14 protein-coding genes are annotated in these 15,294 nt (G+C 74.0%); 7 read left to right on the plus strand and 7 right to left on the minus strand.

All coding sequences use genetic code 11. The features are described 5' to 3' along the window. Positions 1-38: 38 nt before the first annotated feature. The 3 genes from AB0K92_RS32700 to AB0K92_RS32710 all read right to left on the minus strand — a co-directional run bounded on the left by AB0K92_RS32700 (position 39) and on the right by AB0K92_RS32710 (position 4,842). Positions 39-1,499, minus strand: a complete 1,461-nt coding sequence (locus AB0K92_RS32700; protein WP_365928904.1) for a hypothetical protein — start codon at positions 1,497-1,499, stop codon at positions 39-41. A gap of 191 nt (positions 1,500-1,690) precedes the next feature. Then, positions 1,691-4,033 carry a glycosyl hydrolase family 65 protein gene (locus AB0K92_RS32705; RefSeq protein ID WP_365928905.1) on the minus strand — a complete coding sequence of 781 codons (2,343 nt, stop codon included), beginning with the start codon at positions 4,031-4,033 and terminating at the stop codon, positions 1,691-1,693. After that, positions 4,030-4,842: a beta-phosphoglucomutase family hydrolase gene (locus AB0K92_RS32710; RefSeq protein ID WP_365928906.1), complete on the minus strand. Its 813-nt coding sequence runs from the start codon at positions 4,840-4,842 to the stop codon at positions 4,030-4,032. The genes AB0K92_RS32705 and AB0K92_RS32710 overlap by 4 nt, the downstream gene beginning before the upstream one ends. Positions 4,843-4,968: 126 nt before the next feature. Between AB0K92_RS32710 and AB0K92_RS32715 the strand changes: the two genes are divergently transcribed. From AB0K92_RS32715 to AB0K92_RS32730, 4 genes are all read left to right on the plus strand, one after another. After that, positions 4,969-5,682 carry a nucleoside triphosphate hydrolase gene (locus tag AB0K92_RS32715; RefSeq protein WP_365928907.1) on the plus strand — a complete coding sequence of 238 codons (714 nt, stop codon included), beginning with the start codon at positions 4,969-4,971 and terminating at the stop codon, positions 5,680-5,682. 177 nt (positions 5,683-5,859) lie between these two features. Continuing rightward, positions 5,860-6,777 (plus strand): MurR/RpiR family transcriptional regulator, encoded by a 918-nt coding sequence (locus AB0K92_RS32720; protein WP_365928908.1) that lies wholly within the window; start codon positions 5,860-5,862, stop codon positions 6,775-6,777. Between the two features lie 296 nt (positions 6,778-7,073). After that, on the plus strand, positions 7,074-7,454 hold the full coding sequence (locus AB0K92_RS32725) for a hypothetical protein (RefSeq protein ID WP_206313182.1): 381 nt from the start codon (positions 7,074-7,076) through the stop codon (positions 7,452-7,454). 97 nt (positions 7,455-7,551) lie between these two features. Continuing rightward, the gene (locus AB0K92_RS32730) at positions 7,552-10,104 is read left to right on the plus strand and encodes a SpoIIE family protein phosphatase (protein ID WP_365928909.1); all 2,553 of its coding nucleotides are present in this window, start codon (positions 7,552-7,554) and stop codon (positions 10,102-10,104) included. Between the two features lie 39 nt (positions 10,105-10,143). On the opposite strand, the gene AB0K92_RS32735 is transcribed toward AB0K92_RS32730, so the two are convergent. After that, positions 10,144-10,497, minus strand: a complete 354-nt coding sequence (locus AB0K92_RS32735) for a helix-turn-helix domain-containing protein (protein WP_365928910.1) — start codon at positions 10,495-10,497, stop codon at positions 10,144-10,146. Positions 10,498-10,627: 130 nt separating this feature from the next. Here AB0K92_RS32735 and AB0K92_RS32740 point away from each other — a divergent pair, with 130 nt between their 5' ends. Beyond that, positions 10,628-11,278 (plus strand): anti-sigma factor antagonist, encoded by a 651-nt coding sequence (locus tag AB0K92_RS32740; protein WP_365928911.1) that lies wholly within the window; start codon positions 10,628-10,630, stop codon positions 11,276-11,278. A gap of 40 nt (positions 11,279-11,318) precedes the next feature. Here the strand turns inward: AB0K92_RS32740 and AB0K92_RS32745 are convergent, their stop codons facing one another. Beyond that, positions 11,319-12,143, minus strand: coding sequence for a hypothetical protein (locus tag AB0K92_RS32745; RefSeq protein WP_365928912.1), 825 nt, complete (start codon positions 12,141-12,143; stop codon positions 11,319-11,321). 118 nt (positions 12,144-12,261) lie between these two features. On the opposite strand from AB0K92_RS32745, the gene AB0K92_RS32750 reads away from it, so the two are divergent. Together AB0K92_RS32750 and AB0K92_RS32755 are read left to right on the plus strand one after the other, a co-directional pair. Further along, positions 12,262-12,996, plus strand: a complete 735-nt coding sequence (locus AB0K92_RS32750) for a TetR family transcriptional regulator (RefSeq protein ID WP_365928913.1) — start codon at positions 12,262-12,264, stop codon at positions 12,994-12,996. A gap of 189 nt (positions 12,997-13,185) precedes the next feature. Continuing rightward, positions 13,186-13,611 (plus strand): zinc ribbon domain-containing protein, encoded by a 426-nt coding sequence (locus AB0K92_RS32755; protein WP_365928914.1) that lies wholly within the window; start codon positions 13,186-13,188, stop codon positions 13,609-13,611. A 7-nt stretch (positions 13,612-13,618) separates the two neighbouring features. On the opposite strand, the gene AB0K92_RS32760 is transcribed toward AB0K92_RS32755, so the two are convergent. Then, positions 13,619-14,020: a PPOX class F420-dependent oxidoreductase gene (locus AB0K92_RS32760; protein WP_365928915.1), complete on the minus strand. Its 402-nt coding sequence runs from the start codon at positions 14,018-14,020 to the stop codon at positions 13,619-13,621. 43 nt (positions 14,021-14,063) lie between these two features. After that, entirely contained in the window at positions 14,064-15,242 is a 1,179-nt protein-coding gene (locus tag AB0K92_RS32765) for an aminotransferase class I/II-fold pyridoxal phosphate-dependent enzyme (RefSeq protein ID WP_365928916.1), read from the minus strand. Positions 15,243-15,294: the final 52 nt, after the last annotated feature.

The raw sequence follows: 15,294 nt of genomic DNA on the forward strand, positions 1-15,294 counted from the left end.
CCCGCGGCGGCCCCCGTCCGCCGCGGGCGCCCGCGGCGTCACGCGCGGCCGTTCCCGCCGGGCGGCGGGGCGAGGTAGAGGCGGAGCCGGTCGAAGCGGTACGGCGTCCAGGAGCGGGCGTACGACGGCGGGGCGCCGCTGGACGTGCCGAGCGCGGCGACCGGGATGCGGCGGGTGGCGTCGAGGATGGCGGGCACGGTGATGTTCTCGTTGTTGCCGCCGGTCGCCGCGGAGGCGCAGCCGGTGTAGTAGGCGAGCGGGATGGCGGTGTGGCCGGTGAGCAGGCAGGGCGGGCGGACGCCCAGCCGGTGCAGTTCCCCGGCGGTGCGCGCCCAGGCGCGGCGGTCGTCGACGGTGCGCTGGACGGTGCGGTCGAGGATCGCCCACTGCACGGCGAGATGGCCGGCGAGGCCGAGCGCGACGACGGCGGCGGCCGCCGGGCGCAGGCCGCCGCGCGGGGTGGTGGCCAGGCGCCACAGGGCGTCGGCGACGGGGATCGCGGCCAGCGCGTAGGCGGGCAGCAGGAAGCGGGGGGCCGCGTACCCGATCAGGAACAGGTAGGGCACGGCGGCCGTGACGGCGCAGGCGAGCGGCAGCACGGTGGGCAGGGGCCGCCGGGCGCGGACGGCGACGGCCACGGCGACGGCGGCGAGCGCCCACAGCGCGAACCACCACAGGTAGACGGCCGGGTGGGGCAGCGGTCCGGTGCAGGGCCGGCACAGGGTGCGGCCGATCAGTCCGCGCAGCTGGTCGTCCACGGCGAAGTGCCAGCCGAGCCCGCCCTGGATGCGGGAGGCGTCGGCGAGCCGCTGCGCCAGGCCGCCGTGGCCGAGGTAGGCCTCGACGACCCACTGGGCGCCGCCGGCGGCGAGGCCCGCGAGGAGGACGGCGAGGGGCCGCCACCGGCGCCGGGCGAGGGCGAGGACGAGCAGGGGGGCGGTCACGTAGACGGCGTCGGTGGGCCGCATCAGCGCCATCAGCGCGGCGCTCGCCGCGAGGCCCCACAGGGCGGCCCGGTCGCGGTCGTCGGCGCGGGCGCGCAGGAAGCAGCCGACGGCGGTCAGTCCGCCCACGGCGACCCAGTAGTTGGGCATGGCGCTCGGGCCGTAGAAGAGCGACACCCACAGGGTGGCGAACAGGGCGCCGCCGGTGGCCAGGACGCGCGCCGGGAACAGGCCGCGCCAGGTGCGCAGGGCGAGGTAGAGGGCGAGGCCGGAGAGGACGGCGAGGTAGACGCGCAGCAGCGGGGTCGAGGACGACCAGGAGGCGATGGGGGCGACCAGCACGCTGACGCCTCGGGCGCGGGGCGCGCTGAAGAAGGCGGCCGGGGCGTGGTCGCCGACCTGGCTGACGTAGACGATCTCGTCCCAGCCGAGGCCCATGGCGGGGGGCACCAGCAGGAGTTGGGTGGCGGTGAAGGCGCCCGCCACGACCGCGATCGCGCTCGGTGTGCCCAGGCGCAGGGCGCCCGCCCGGGCGACGCTCACACTCTCGGCCATCGGCTTGTCCCTCCCCCCACCGGCTCGCGGGGCGTTTGCTGACGCTCTCACCGTCCGTGCACCGTGGAGCGATCATCAAGAAAACAGGGACAAACTAACCCACAACACCCAAGGGTGCAGCGTGTGCGAGGGCGGGCGGACCCAGCTGAGGGCCGCTCCCCCGGACGGCTGCACCAGAGGGCGCCCGCGGTTCAGCGGGCATTGGGGCGCCGGTGCGGGGGCTGCTGCGGGGCGGGGCGGTCGGGCGGTGCGGGGACCGTCCGGACGGCCGGGCCGTCGGTGCTCACGGTCAGCGGTTCACCGTGGTGGCCGATCCTGAGGGGCGGGCCGGAGAGCAGGGTGTAGACGGCCTTCTCGGGGGTGATCTCGACCCGCAGGCGGCGGTCGAGGATCTGGACGCAGAACGCCAGCCGGCTGAACCGCTCCGGCAGCTGCGGGGCGAAGCGCAGCGTCCGGCCGTCGCGCCGCATCCCGCCGAATCCGGCCACCAGGGCCGTCCAGGTGCCCGCCAGCGAGGCGATGTGCAGTCCGTCGCGCGTGTTGTGCTCCAGGTCCGCCAGGTCCATCAGGGCCGCCTCGGCCGTGTAGTCGTAGGCGAGCCGCAGATGGCCCGCCCGGGCAGCGACGACGGCCTGGACGCACGCGGACAGGGAGGAGTCGCGGACGGTCAGCGGCTCGTAGTAGGCGAAGTTGCGGGCGATCTGCTCGTCGTCGAAGTGGCTGCCGCAGGTGTACATCGCGAGCACCAGGTCGGCCTGTTTGACGACCTGCTTGCGGTAGAGGTCGAAGTACGGGAAGTGCAGCAGCAGCGGGTAGTGCTCGGGGCGGGTGGCGGCGAAGTCCCAGCGCTGGTGGCGCGTGAAGCCCGCGTGCTGCTCGTGCACGCCGAGTTCCCGGTTGTACGGCACGTGCATGGCCTCGGCGGCGTCCCGCCAGGCGGCGCTCTCCTCGTCGTCCACGCCGAGCCGTTCGGCCTGCTCGGGATGGCGGCGCACCGCCTCGGCGGCGGCCAGCAGGTTCTGCCGGGCCATCAGGTTCGTGTACGTGTTGTCGTCGGCGATCGCGCTGTACTCGTCCGGGCCGGTGACACCGTCGATGTGGAAGACGCCCTCGTGGTCGTGGTGGCCGAGGGAGCGCCACAGGCGGGCGGTCTCCACCAGCAGTTCCACGCCGGTGTCCCGCTCGAAGTCGGTGTCGCCGGTGGCCGCGGTGTAGCGGATCACCGCGTCGGCTATGCCGGCGTTGACGTGGAACGCGGCGGTCCCGGCCGGCCAGTACGCCGAGCACTCCGCGCCCTCGATGGTCCGCCAGGGGAAGGCGGCGCCGGACAGGCCCAGCTGGGCGGCGCGCTCCCGGGCGGCGGGCAGGGTGGTCTGCCGCCAGCGCAGCGCCTCGGCGACCGCATCGGGCGCGGTGTAGGTGAGCAGCGGCAGCACGAACATCTCGGTGTCCCAGAAGGCGTGCCCGTCGTAGCCGGAGCCGGTCAGGCCCTTCGCGGGGATCGCGCGGCCCTCGGCGCGGGCGCCCGCCTGCAGGACGTGGAAGAGGGCGAAGCGGACGGCCTGCTGGATCTCCTCGTCGCCGTCGACCTCGACGTCGGCGCGGGCCCAGAAGTCGTCGAGGTAGGCCCGCTGGTCGCGCAGCAGTCCGTCGAATCCGCTGTGCGCGGCGGCGGCCAGCGCCGCCTCGACCTGGTCGCTCATCGCGGGCCGGGAGCGGGCGCCGGACCAGCCGTGGGCGACCAGCTTCTCCACCCGCAGCCGCTGTCCGGGCTCCAGCACGGAGGTGACGGTCAGCCGGGCCACGTCCACGTTGCTCTCGGCGGACGTCGTCGTCCGCTCCGGCCCGTCCACGGTGTGGTCGGCGGCGACGGCCACCCGCAGTCCGCTGCGCCGGGTGCGGTGCACCAGCCGCAGCCGGGTGCCGGAGGCGAAGTCCTCCTCGGGTTCCAGCGGCGACTTCAGCGCCTTCGCGGCGCGCGGGTCGCCGTTGGGTTCGGGCAGGCTCTCGTTGGCGACCAGTTCGGACTGGATGACCACCCGGGTGCGGCTGTCGACCGGCTCCACCTCGTAGGCGACGGCGGCGATGGCCCGCTGGGTCAGGGAGACCAGGCGGGTGGAGCGCACCCGGACCGTGGAACCGGCCGGGGAGGTCCACTCGCAGACCCGTTCCAGGACGCCCCGGCGCAGGTCGAGGGTGCGCTCGTGGGCGACCAGCCGGCCGTAGCGCAGGTCGAACGGCTCGTCGTCGACGAGCAGCCGCAGCACCTTGCCGTTGGTGACGTTGATGACGGTCTGGCCGGACTCGGGGTAGCCGTAGCCGGCCTCGGCGTAGGGCAGCGGGTGGAGTTCGTGCACCCCGTTGAGGTAGGAGCCGGGCAGGCCGTGCGGTTCGCCCTCGTCGAGGTTGCCGCGCCAGCCGACGTGCCCGTTGGACAGCGCGAACACCGACTCGCTCTGGGCGAGGACGTCCAGGTTGAGGTTCGTCTCGCGGACGGTCCACGGCTCGACGGCGTACGACCGCTGCGCGATCACTCGGCGTCCCCCAGTACGGCCAGGTCCTCGACGACGACGTCCGCGCCGTGCGCGTACAGCGCCTCGCTCTGCCCGACGCGGTCGACGCCGACGACGTACCCGAAGCCGCCGGCGCGGCCCGCGTCCATGCCGGCGAGCGCGTCCTCGAACACGGCCGCCTCCTCGGCCGTCACGCCGAGGTCGCGGGCGGCGGCGAGGAAGGTGTCCGGGCGGGGCTTGCCGGGCAGCCCGCGCTCGGCCGCCACCACACCGTCGATCCGTACGTCGAACAGGTCCTCGGCGTCGATCGCGCGCAGCACGTCACGGCAGTTGGCGCTGGAGGAGACGATCGCGGTGCGCAGCCCGTGGGCGCGCACCGCCCTCAGATAGCGCAGGGTGCTGTCGTAGGCCTCGACGCCGCCGGTGCGGATGCGTTCCAGCAGCAGCTCGTTCTTGCGGTTGCCGACGCCGTGCACGGTCGCGGCGTCCGGCGGGTCGCCGGGGTCGCCCTCGGGCAGTTCGATGCCGCGGGAGGCGAGGAAGGTACGCACGCCGTCGGCGCGGGGGCGGCCGTCGACGTACTCGTCGTAGTCGGTGACGGCGTCGAACGGCCGGAAGCCCTCGCCCTCGCGCTCGCGCAGGAACGCGTCGAACGTCTCCTTCCAGGCGGCCGCGTGCACCACGGCCGTCCGGGTGACGACACCGTCGAGGTCGAACAGACAGGCCTTGATGCCCCGGGGAAGGCCGAGTTCCGACTTCTCCGCCCCCTCCGATCCCCCCGCTGTCCCGCTCTGCGCCGTCTTCTCCGACTTCTCCGTCTTCTCCGTCATGAGGACACGGTTCCCCGCATCGGGGCGGGCAGCGAGTGGCGCACGCCACACGGAGACGGTCTGTGCCTCGTTCGGAGTGCGCCCCGCCCTCCCGCAACGCCCGGCCGCGGTGACAGACTCTGTCGCGTGCCGCTGACCTTCGACGACCTCCTCGCCCGCGCCCGTGCCCTGACCGCGGGCGGGCGCCGTGCGCTGCTCGGTATCGCCGGATCGCCCGGCGCGGGCAAGACGACGCTGGCCGAACGCCTGGTGCGGGAGCTGAACGGGAGCGGCGAGCCGTGGGTCGCCCATGTCCCGATGGACGGCTTCCACCTCGCCGACGCCGAGCTGGAGCGCCTGGGACGCCGCGACCGCAAGGGCGCGCCGGACACCTTCGACGCGGCCGGGTACGCGGCACTGCTGCGCCGGCTGCGCGAGGACGCCTCCGCCGGAAGCTGCGGGGAGGGCGAGGACGGGATGGTCGGCGGAAGCTGCGGGGACGGCGGGGACGACGGGGACATCGTGTACGCGCCGGGCTTCGAGCGCGTCCTCGAACAGCCGATCGCCGGTGCCGTGCCGGTGCCGCCCACGGCCCGGCTGGTCGTGACGGAGGGCAACTACCTGCTGCTGGACACCGGCGCGTGGGCGCGGGTGCGCCCCCAGCTGGACGAGGTGTGGTTCTGCGCGCTCGACGAAACCGAGCGGATCCGCCGGCTCGTCGCCCGCCACGAGGAGTTCGGCAAGGCGCACGCCCAGGCGGTGGACTGGGTGCTGCGCACGGACCAGCGCAACGCCGAACTGGTCGAGCGCACCCGGGACCGGGCGGACCTGGTGGTGTCGGTGGCGGAACTCGCCGGTTAGCGCGCCCACGCGGCGCCCTCCGCTCTTCCCCGACCTCCCGCTTCCCGAGCCCCCCGCTTCCTGCCCCTCGCCTCGCTCACCGTCCGCCGCAGCCGCAGGTGAGGGCCGTACGGCGACGCCGGCCGGCGCGGTGCGTGAGCTATGTTGAACCGCGTGGGAAGCAAAGGAGGCGCACCGGTGCCATCGCCGCAGCAGGCACGCGCACAGGCATCCGCGATCACCTCGGGGAAGATCGCACCGGAAGCGGAGGCCGCCCCGACTTCCCAGCTCAGGACGCTCTTCGACCGGCCCCGGCTGTCCCCCGGACAGCGGCGCATCGCGCAGTATCTGATCGAGCACATCACCGAGGCCGCGTTCCTGTCGATCACGGATCTCGCCGAGCGCGTCGGGGTGAGCCAGCCGTCGGTGACCCGGTTCGCGGCGGCGGTCGGCTTCACCGGCTACCCGGCACTGCGCGAGAAGCTCCAGGCGATCGCGCTGGGCACGCTCGCGGGCGGGCCCGCCGAGGAGGACCGCGCCAACGAGCTGCAGGCCGCGGTGGACGCCGAGATCGAGAACCTGGAGAACCTGCGCCGCGACTTCGCCGACCCCGACCAGGTCATCGCGATCGGCCGGGAGCTGTCCGCGTCGACGCCGCTGACCGTGCTGGGGCTGCGGATCTCCGCCTCGCTCGCCGAGTACTTCGCGTACGCCGCGCGGCGCATCCACCCGGACGTACGGCTGGTCACCCGGGGCGGCAGCGTCGCCTACGACGCGCTGCTGCAGTCACGGTCGGCGGGCGGCACGTGGGTGCTGGCGTTCTCGCTGCCCCGGCACGCGCAGGAGACCCTGACCGCGGTGCGCGTGGCCCATGACGCCGGGCTGCGCGTCGCCCTGATCACCGATCTCGCGCTCGGCCCCATCGCCGACGAGGCCGACGTCACCTTCGCCACCGGGACCGGCTCCCGGCTGGTCTTCGACTCCTATGCCGCGCCCGGCGTGATGGCCGCGGCCCTGCTCCAGGCGATGACGGACGCCGACCCCGAGCGGACGCAGGCCCGCCTGGAGTCGTACGAGCAGGTCTCCGACCAGCACCAGTTCTTCCTGCGCGACTGAGCCCGACCGACCCCGCCCCGCCGGCGCCGAATGGCCTCACAAGGGGAGCAGTCATTTCAAAGCGCGCATGAATGTTTTCATACGTCTTGCAAAGGCGACGGCATATATAAATACTGCTCGCGGATCCCGCACCATCGCGGACTCCCGAAGCCGCCGACCCTACCCACGACGGCCCGGGTGTTCGGACCGGGCGTCGCACCACGCACGCCCACCGCGGCGGTCCCCCGGTCATCCCCTAGGCCGGGGGTCCGCCGCGTCCGTCGTCCCATCCTTCAGCGACGCAGCACACGGAAGCGATGCTCATGCCCCTGACGACCACGCGCATCAGCCCGGACTGGCCCTGCCAGGTCAAGACCCCCGGCAGCTACGACTGGGAGCGCTCGGCGGCCAAGTGGCTGCGCGAGCTGGTGCCGTCGCGGTACGCCAGCTATCCGGCGCTGATCCGCCACCCCGTGCTGCTCGCCCGGCACGCCGAGATCCAGGTGCAGCAGGAGATCCGCGTCGCCCGCACCGCCCTGCAGACGGCCCGCGCCGATCTGCCCCGCCTCGGCATGCCCGAGTCGGTCATCGAACACACGATCAAGCTGTACGCCGCCGAGGTGATGCAACTCCAGCACATCGCCCGGAGCGTGCGTGCCGTCAGCCAGGCCCTGGCCGAGCACACCTCACACCGCTGACCTCGACACATACACCCGCCGGCCCGGATCCGCGCGCCCACCGGATTACCGGACGCGAGGCGGCGCCCGAATGGCCGCGATGTGCCATGCTCGTGGCGTGACGAGCGAGTCCGCCGAGCCCACCCGACCCGGCATCGGGCCCGACGCATCCGGATCGGCCGGGTTCGTCGCCCGGCAGCGCGCCGAGCCGGACCGGCCCGGTGATCCGGTGGCGGTCTCGGCGGTGCTGGAGCGGGCCAAGGGAGCGCTCATGGCGCTCACCGGATGCTCGGCGCGTGCCGCCCACGACGAGCTCCTGCGGCGGGCGCGGGCCGGTCACCGCACCCTGCTCGAAGAGTGCCGGCTCCTTCTCGCCGCGCCGGCGGACCCACCCCCACAGCCAGGCCCCCTCCCCCGCCACTCACCCCGGAACGCCCCCGTCGACGGCTCCCCCGGCCGCGTTTCTCCTTCCCCTGGCTCTCCGGACCAGGGCTCCCCCGACCAGGAATCGCCGGAGCCGGGCTCACCGGGCCCTGCCTCTCCCCGTCCCGGCACGCCCGCCCCCACCCCCGCCTCCCCCGGCCCCGCCGTGCCCGTGGTCAGCGCCCGGGATGCCGGGGGGCCTGAGGACGACGCCGGGGTGCTGGAACGGCTGGGGGTGGCTCTGGCAGGAGTGGAGTCGCCGGAGGAGCTTGCCCGGTGTCTGCTGGAGCATCTGCGGCCCGAGGTGGGCGCGGACGCCGTGATGGTCTTCGCCCGGCTGCCCGAGGGCGGGCTCGAACTGATCGGACATGCCGGGATCGACCGCACGCTGGCCGCGCAGTGGCGCCGGGTGCCGCCGCTGGCGGGCATCGCGGCGCTGGACGCGCTGCGCACCCGCGAACCCCGCTGGCTGGAGGACATCGAGCAGAACGCGCAGCGGTATCTGCTGATCGGCGACCCGCCGGAGCGCTGGCTGTCGCGTGCCTGGCTGCCCGTGGTCACCGGCGACACCGCCGAGGTCTCCATCGGCGTACTGCGCGGCCGCGCGGGCCCGTTCCCGCCTCTGGTGCGGGAGCGGCTGCGGGCCGTCGCCCGGCTCTGCGCGGGCCGGCTGCGGGCGTTCGGCACCCGGCCGGAACCCACCGCCCGCGGCGGCGCCGCCGTACAGGCCGTCCTGGACACCCTCCCCGGCGCGGCCGTGCTGCTCAGCCCGCTGCGTACGGCGACCGGCGAGATCGAGGACTACGTCGTGGAGGCCGCGTCCCCTGAGACCGTCGACGTGGTCGGGCGCACCGGCCGGGAGCTGGTGGGGCGGCGGATCCTGGAGTGCTGGCCGCCGCTGGCGGACGAGACGCTGTGGCGGGGCTGCGCGCACACGCTGGCCACGGGCGAGCCGTACGAGGGTGAGCCGTACGGACAGCGGGACCTGGTGGCCGGGTCGGCGGAGCTGTCGACCTACCGGGTGCGGGCGGCGCGGCTGGACGGCGGGCTGGTCGTCAGCTGGGTGCGCTACGACCCGTCGGACCGGCAGGAGCGCCGGCTGGCGGACGTGCAGCGGCTGGGCAACCTGGGGTGGGCGAACTGGAACCTGGTCACCGACGAGGTCACCTGGTCCGCGCAGGCCTTCGCGGTCCTCGGCCGTGATCCGGTCCAGGGCCCCGTCCGGCTGGCCGACCTGCCCGGCCTGGCCGTACCCGAGGACGCGCCCGTCCTGGCCCACGCGCTGGACGAACTGATGGAGGCGGGCCGGCGGGTGGACGCGCCGTTCCGGATCAGGACGGCGAGCGGGGTGCGCCATCTGCGGATCGTCGCCGAGGCGGTCACCGACCTGCGCGGCGCGCCCGTGGAGGTGCACGGGTTCCTCCAGGACCTGACCGCCCAGCGCCGCGCCGAGCTGGCGCTGGTGGCCAGCGAACGCGCGATGCTCACCCAGCACGGGGCGCTGCGCGCCGAGCGGGCGCTGGCCGGGCGGTTGCAGCACGCCCTGCTGCCGCTCCCGGACAAGCCGCTGCACCTGGCGGGGCTGCGGGTGGAAGTGGCGTACCTGCCCGCCCAGTCGGGGGTGCAGGTCGGCGGCGACTGGTTCAGCGCGATCGAACTGTCCGACGAGGCCGCCCTGTTGGTGGTCGGGGACGTGGCGGGGCACGGCGTGGGAGCGGTGGCCACCATGGCCCAGCTGCGCTTCACCGCCAAGGGCATGGTGATCACGGGTTCGTCGCTGACCGGCGCGCTGGGCCGGCTCAACACCCTGCTGCTGCACTCGCGTGACGCGCACGGCATGGCGACCTTGATGCTGGCGCGTTATCACGCGCGCGGGCGGCGGCTGGTGTGGGCGCAGGCCGGTCATCCGCCGCCGCTGCTGCTGCGCGACGGCGTGGCCCGGTTCCTGGAGCGGCCGCGCGGCGTCCTGCTGGGGGCGAGCGCCGAGCCGTCGTTCGAGGAGGCGGAATGCGTGCTGCGGCCCGGTGACCGGCTGCTGCTCTACACCGACGGCCTGGTGGAACGTCCCGGAGAGGGCATCGACAGCGGTCTCGCCCGGCTGGCGGAGGCCGCGATGGCCCATGACCGTGACGAGCCGGGCTCGTTGGAGCCGCTGCTCACGGCGCTGCTGGAGGGCGAGCGCCGCGACGACGTGTGCGTGCTGGACATCCGGGTCCCGACGGAGCGGGAGATTCCCGGCGTGGGGTGACCGCCGGCCTCGCCGGAGCCGGGGTCACCGGCTCAGGCGTCAGCGGCGCTCGCCCACCGTCGTCGCCTCGCCGCCCGCCCTGTCCCCGCGGTAGGCCTCGTCCCGGGCGAGCACGGACAGCAGCGACGCGACCGTGAGTCCCGCCTCGGCCGGGTGCCGCAGCACCTTGCCGGGCTCGATGCGATACGTGTTGCCGCGCCCCTCACGGCTGTGGGACAGATAGCCGGCCTCCTCGAGGTCGGCGATGATCTTCTGCACAGCGCGTTCGGTCAGCCGGCAGTGCGCGGCGATGTCCCGGATGCGGGCCGTGTGGTCATCGGCGATGGCGGCCAGCACGCGGGCGTGATTGGTCAGAAACGTCCATCCTGTATGCGGCTCAGGCACTCCACCCATGGGGCCATCATAGGGCCGCTCGTTCCCGTATCCCAAAACACGAAACACGTTTCATGTATCGCTTGACGTATGTTGCTTCGAGGTCCAGCCTGTAGGCGAGGGCAGGCAGGAATTCGAGGGAGAGTCGGCCATGCCGGAGTCTGACGACCGCCCGTCGCCGACGGTCGGGAGTCCTGCGCTGACCATCGGCACCGAACCCGATGGCGGTCGCGCACATGTGAGGGTGTCCGGCGAGCTCGGCCTGGACGTCGGCGAGGAACTGCGGGGCGCCCTGCGGGCCGCCCTCGCGAACGCGGACGAGGGCATCGACCTGGACCTGAGCGGCGTGTCCTTCTGCGACTGTTCGGGACTGAACGTGCTGCTCGCCGTGCGCGAGCAGGCCCTGGCCGAGGGCAAGACCCTCACGCTCGCCCGCGTCTCCCCCATCGTCGAGCGGCTGCTGTCGCTGACCGGCACCCGGTCGCTGTTCACCCCGGCCGCCGAGGTGAACGGCCGTGAGCCGGAGCCGGGTGTGGACGTCGTCCAGCTGCGCCGGGCGATGCGGACCCGGCCGACCATCGGCCTGGCCCGCGGGGTGCTGATGGCGTCGTTCGGTCTGAGCCCGCAGGACGCCTGGCAGGTGCTGGTCGCGGTCTCGCAGCGCACCGACACCGAGCTCCACCGCCTCGCGGACGGCTTGGTGGAGGCCGTCAACGGCGACTCGCTGCCGGAGCCGCTGCGCCGGGAGGTGGCCGCGGCGGTGGCCCAGCTGGGCTCCGAAGGGGCGGCCGACGCGGGCTGAGGGGCAGTCGGGCGATGCCGGGGACCGGCAGGGGAAGCCGTCAGGCGGCGTCGAGGAACCGGTGCAGGGAGGCGGTGAACGCCGCGACGAACGCGTCCCGCCGGTCCGCGGGCAGCGCGTCGAGGGAGAGGTACGGGTTCAGGTCCTCCAGTTCGACCAGCAGCAGCTCCCCGCCGGGGGCCCGGCACGCGTCGACCCGCTGGACGCCGTGCCGCAGGCCGTTCCACTCGATGAAGCGGCGGGCGAACCGAAGGTCCTCGGGAGCCGGTGCGTACGGCTGGAGGTCCCAGCGGCGGTCCGGGTCGGGTGCGTAGAGGGCGTACTGGAAGTCGTGGTCGACGAAGTAGAAGGAGACCTCGTACGCGAAGTCGACGTGGGGCTGGACGAGGACGGTGCCGTCGGCGAGGCCGGGCAGTTCCGCGGCCGGCACCACCCGCAGACCGATCGAGTCCGCGCCCAGCTTGGGCTTGACCACATAGCGCTCGGCGGCGGGCAGCCGCTCCAGACCGGCGGCGTGGTCCACGGTCGGGATGACCGGGAAGCCCGCCTCCGTCAGGTCGAGCAGATACTGCTTTCCGGCCATGTCGGCGCGGCCGGTGAGCGGGTTGTAGACCCGCGCCCCGGTGCGCAGCGCGTGCGCGCGGAAGGCCTCGTAATCCTCATGGTAGGCCAGGACGGGACCGCTGTTGCGGACCACGACGGCGTCGAAGGCGTCCATCAGCGCGAGCGCGTCGCGGGGATGGCACAGGGCCAGGTCGAATCCCTCGCGGAGCCGGGAGGTGAGGTGGATGTCCTCGTCGCAGTAGCGCCGCCCGCGGGCCGGGTAGGCCAGGTCGGTCACGTAGAGGATGCGGGCGCGGGACATCGGGTCTCCTCGGCTGCGGCGGCTGAGCTGCGCAAAGAGTACGCGCACAGGCGTGCGGGGAACTGAGTTCCCCGTAGGTGCAGCACTCAGTGCCATGGGGCGTGCTACGTTCCCGTCCATGAGCTCCAGCAGTGCGGCGTCCGGGGGTGGCGAGAAGGCGCGGGCGGCGGGCGCGAAGCCGCCGATGCGGGACGCGCTGGTCGCGGCGGCCTTCCGGCTGTTCCTGGAGCGGGGCTACGAGCAGACCACCGTCGACGACATCGTGGCGCTGGCCGGGGTCGGCCGGCGGTCGTTCTTCCGCTACTTCCCGTCCAAGGAGGACGTGGTCTTCCCCGACCACGAGCGCTGCCTGGCCGACATGGAGGCCTTCCTGGCGGCCGGCGCGGCCGACGCGGAGCCGGTGGCCCGGGTCTGCGACGCGGCCCGCCTGGTGCTGCGGGTGTACGCCGAGAACCCCGGCTTCTCCGTGCAGCGCTACCGGCTCACAAAGCAGGTGCCCGGCCTGCGCGCCTACGAGCTGTCGGTGGTGTGGCGCTACGAGCGCGCCCTCGCGGAGTATCTGCGCGGCCGCTTCGCCGGGCGGCGTGACGGCACGCTGCGCGCCGACGTGATCGCGGCGGCCGTCGTCGCGGCGCACAACAACGCGCTGCGGTCCTGGCTGCGCTCCGACGGGCAGGGCGACGCCGGCGCGGCCGTGGACCACGCACTGGGTTTCGTGCAGTCGGCCTTCGGGGGCGGCCCGGTGCCGCCCGCCGACGAGCGGCCCGAGGACGTGGTGGTGGTCGTCTCGCGGCGCGGGGCGCCGCTGTGGCGGGTGGTGCAGGAGCTGGAGTCCGCGCTCGGCCGGGACTGAGTATCAGGGGCTCACAGGGTCCCGCGAGACGGGGACGGAGCACGGCCGAAATTCGGGGTACGGAGTGCCTTTACGCATGGCACTCAGTGCCATACTCTGTCGCCGTGCACGGTGGCACGGTGAACCGGGCACAGGCGTGCACGGTGAGCCGCGCACGCGGATTCCGGCCGAGCGCAGGGAGTTGACAGCGTGTACCACCACTCAGGAAGCGCCGCTCAGCAGGGAGCCGGCTCCGCGGCGGGTGTCCTCGCCCCCGCGAGGGACCACCGGGCGGCGGACGAGGAGACGATTCTCTTCCAGCGCTGCACCTGGTGCGGCACCGCGATGTACCACCGGCTGCTGTGTCCGGTGTGCCAGGGCAGCGATCTGCGCACGGAGCGCAGCGAGGGCGTCGGCACGGTCCGCCACTCCACGGTGGTGCACCGCAACACCCCGGCCGCGCGCAATGTGTCGCTGATAGAGATGGCCGAGGGTTTCGTGGTGCGGGGCCGGGTCATGGGGCCGCCCATCGGCATCCACAGCGGCGACCGGGTACGGCTGTCCACGGCCAAGGACCCGGTGCGCGGCGAGCCCGTCTTCCAGCTGATCGACGAGCCCTACCGGGCCTGGACCTGACAGCCCGTCAGGCGGACTCCGGTGTCCGCGCCGGGATCACCCGGATGCCGACCGTGCCCGCCGTCCCGCGCCGCAGCCGGCTGCCGAGCAGCGTGAGGCGGCCGAGCACGCCGTACTTGCGGGCGATCAGCCTGCGGTAGCGGGCGGTGGTGGCCGCGTCGCAGATCTCGGCGGTGGCCTCGACGGCGTCCCCGGTGGGCTTGCCGCGCACGTCGCAGGGGGCGATACGGACCGACGGGTTGGCGCGGATCCGCTTCACCTTCCAGGAGTCGGCGGCCGTCCACACGCCCAGGGCGCCCTCGTCCTCCACCACCCACACCGGGGTGTCGACTCCCGTGCCGTTGCGGCGGTAGCTGGTGATGAGCAGATACTTGCCGGCACCGAGCCGGGCCGTGGGCGTCTCGTCCATGCCGGAAGTCTAGGCGCGCCGCTCAGCCCACCGTGCGTGCCCTTCACCCCACCGTGCGTGCCATCCGCCGTACCGCCTCGGTGATCAGCTCGGGTGAGGTGGCCAGGTTCAGCCGGACGTGCCCGGCGCCGCCCGTGCCGAACGGGAGGCCCGAGTTCAGGGCGACCCGGCCGCGGTCCAGGAACGCCTGCGCCGGGTCGTCGCCGAGGCCGAGGGCGCGGCAGTCGAGCCAGGCGAGGTAGGTGCCCTCGCAGGGGCGGTAGCGGACCGCCGGCAGGTGCTCGGCCAGCAGTGCGGCCAGCAGCCGCCGGTTCTCGTCGAGGCCGGCCAGCAGGGCGTCCAGCCAGGCGGTGCCGTCGCGCAGCGCCGCGGTGTGCGCGATGACGCCGAGATGGCTGGGCCCGTCTCTGACCTCCTCCGGGAGCCGCGCCAGGTCGTCGGCGGCGCCGGGGCCCGCGACGGCGAGGGCCGCCTTGAGACCCGCGAGGTTCCACCCCTTGGACGCCGACATCAGCGACAGCCCGCGCTCGGCGCCGGGCACGCTCAGCCAGGGCACGAACGCGGCCCCGTCCAGGACCAGCGGCGCGTGGATCTCGTCGGCGACGACCCGCACCCCGTACCGCTCGGCGAGCGCGGCGACCGCGGACAGCTCCTCGGCGGTGTGCACGGTGCCGGTGGGGTTGTGCGGGCTGCACAGCAGGTACGCGGCGCGCCGGCCATCCGCCACCGCCGCCCGGAAGGCCTCCTCCAGTGCCGCGAGGTCGATGCGCGCGCCGGGGCCGAGCGGAGCCTCGGCCACCCGCCGGTCCAGGTGGGTGACGAAGGGGTAGAACGGCGGGTACACCGGCGGGTTGATCACGACCGTGTCCCCGGGTCCGGTCACGAGCTTCAGCATCTCGACGACGCCGAGCATCACGTCGGGCACGATCGCGGTGCGCTCGACGGCGATGCCGTCCCAGCCCCACCGCTTCGCCGCGAACGCGGCCAGTGCCTCCGCGTAGCCGGTGCCGGCCGGGTAGCCGGTGTCGCCGAGCGCCAGGGCTTCGGTGAGCGCGCGCACGACCGGCTCGGCGAGCGGCACGTCCATCTCGGCCACCCACAGGGGCAGCACGTCCTCGGGGTAGGTGCGCCACTTCTCGCTCGTACGGCGGCGAAGCTCCGCCAGACCGAGGGCGCGCAGCGGGTTCGGTTCTCCGGTCGTCTCGTGCGGGATACCGGTCATGCTTCCACCCTAGGGGGTGTCTCGCCGATCACGCCGGGAGCCCGGCGTGATC

Origin of the sequence: Streptomyces sp. NPDC052687, assembly GCF_040678395.1 — a bacterium.
In the GTDB taxonomy this organism is placed as follows: Bacteria; Actinomycetota; Actinomycetes; order Streptomycetales; family Streptomycetaceae; genus Streptomyces.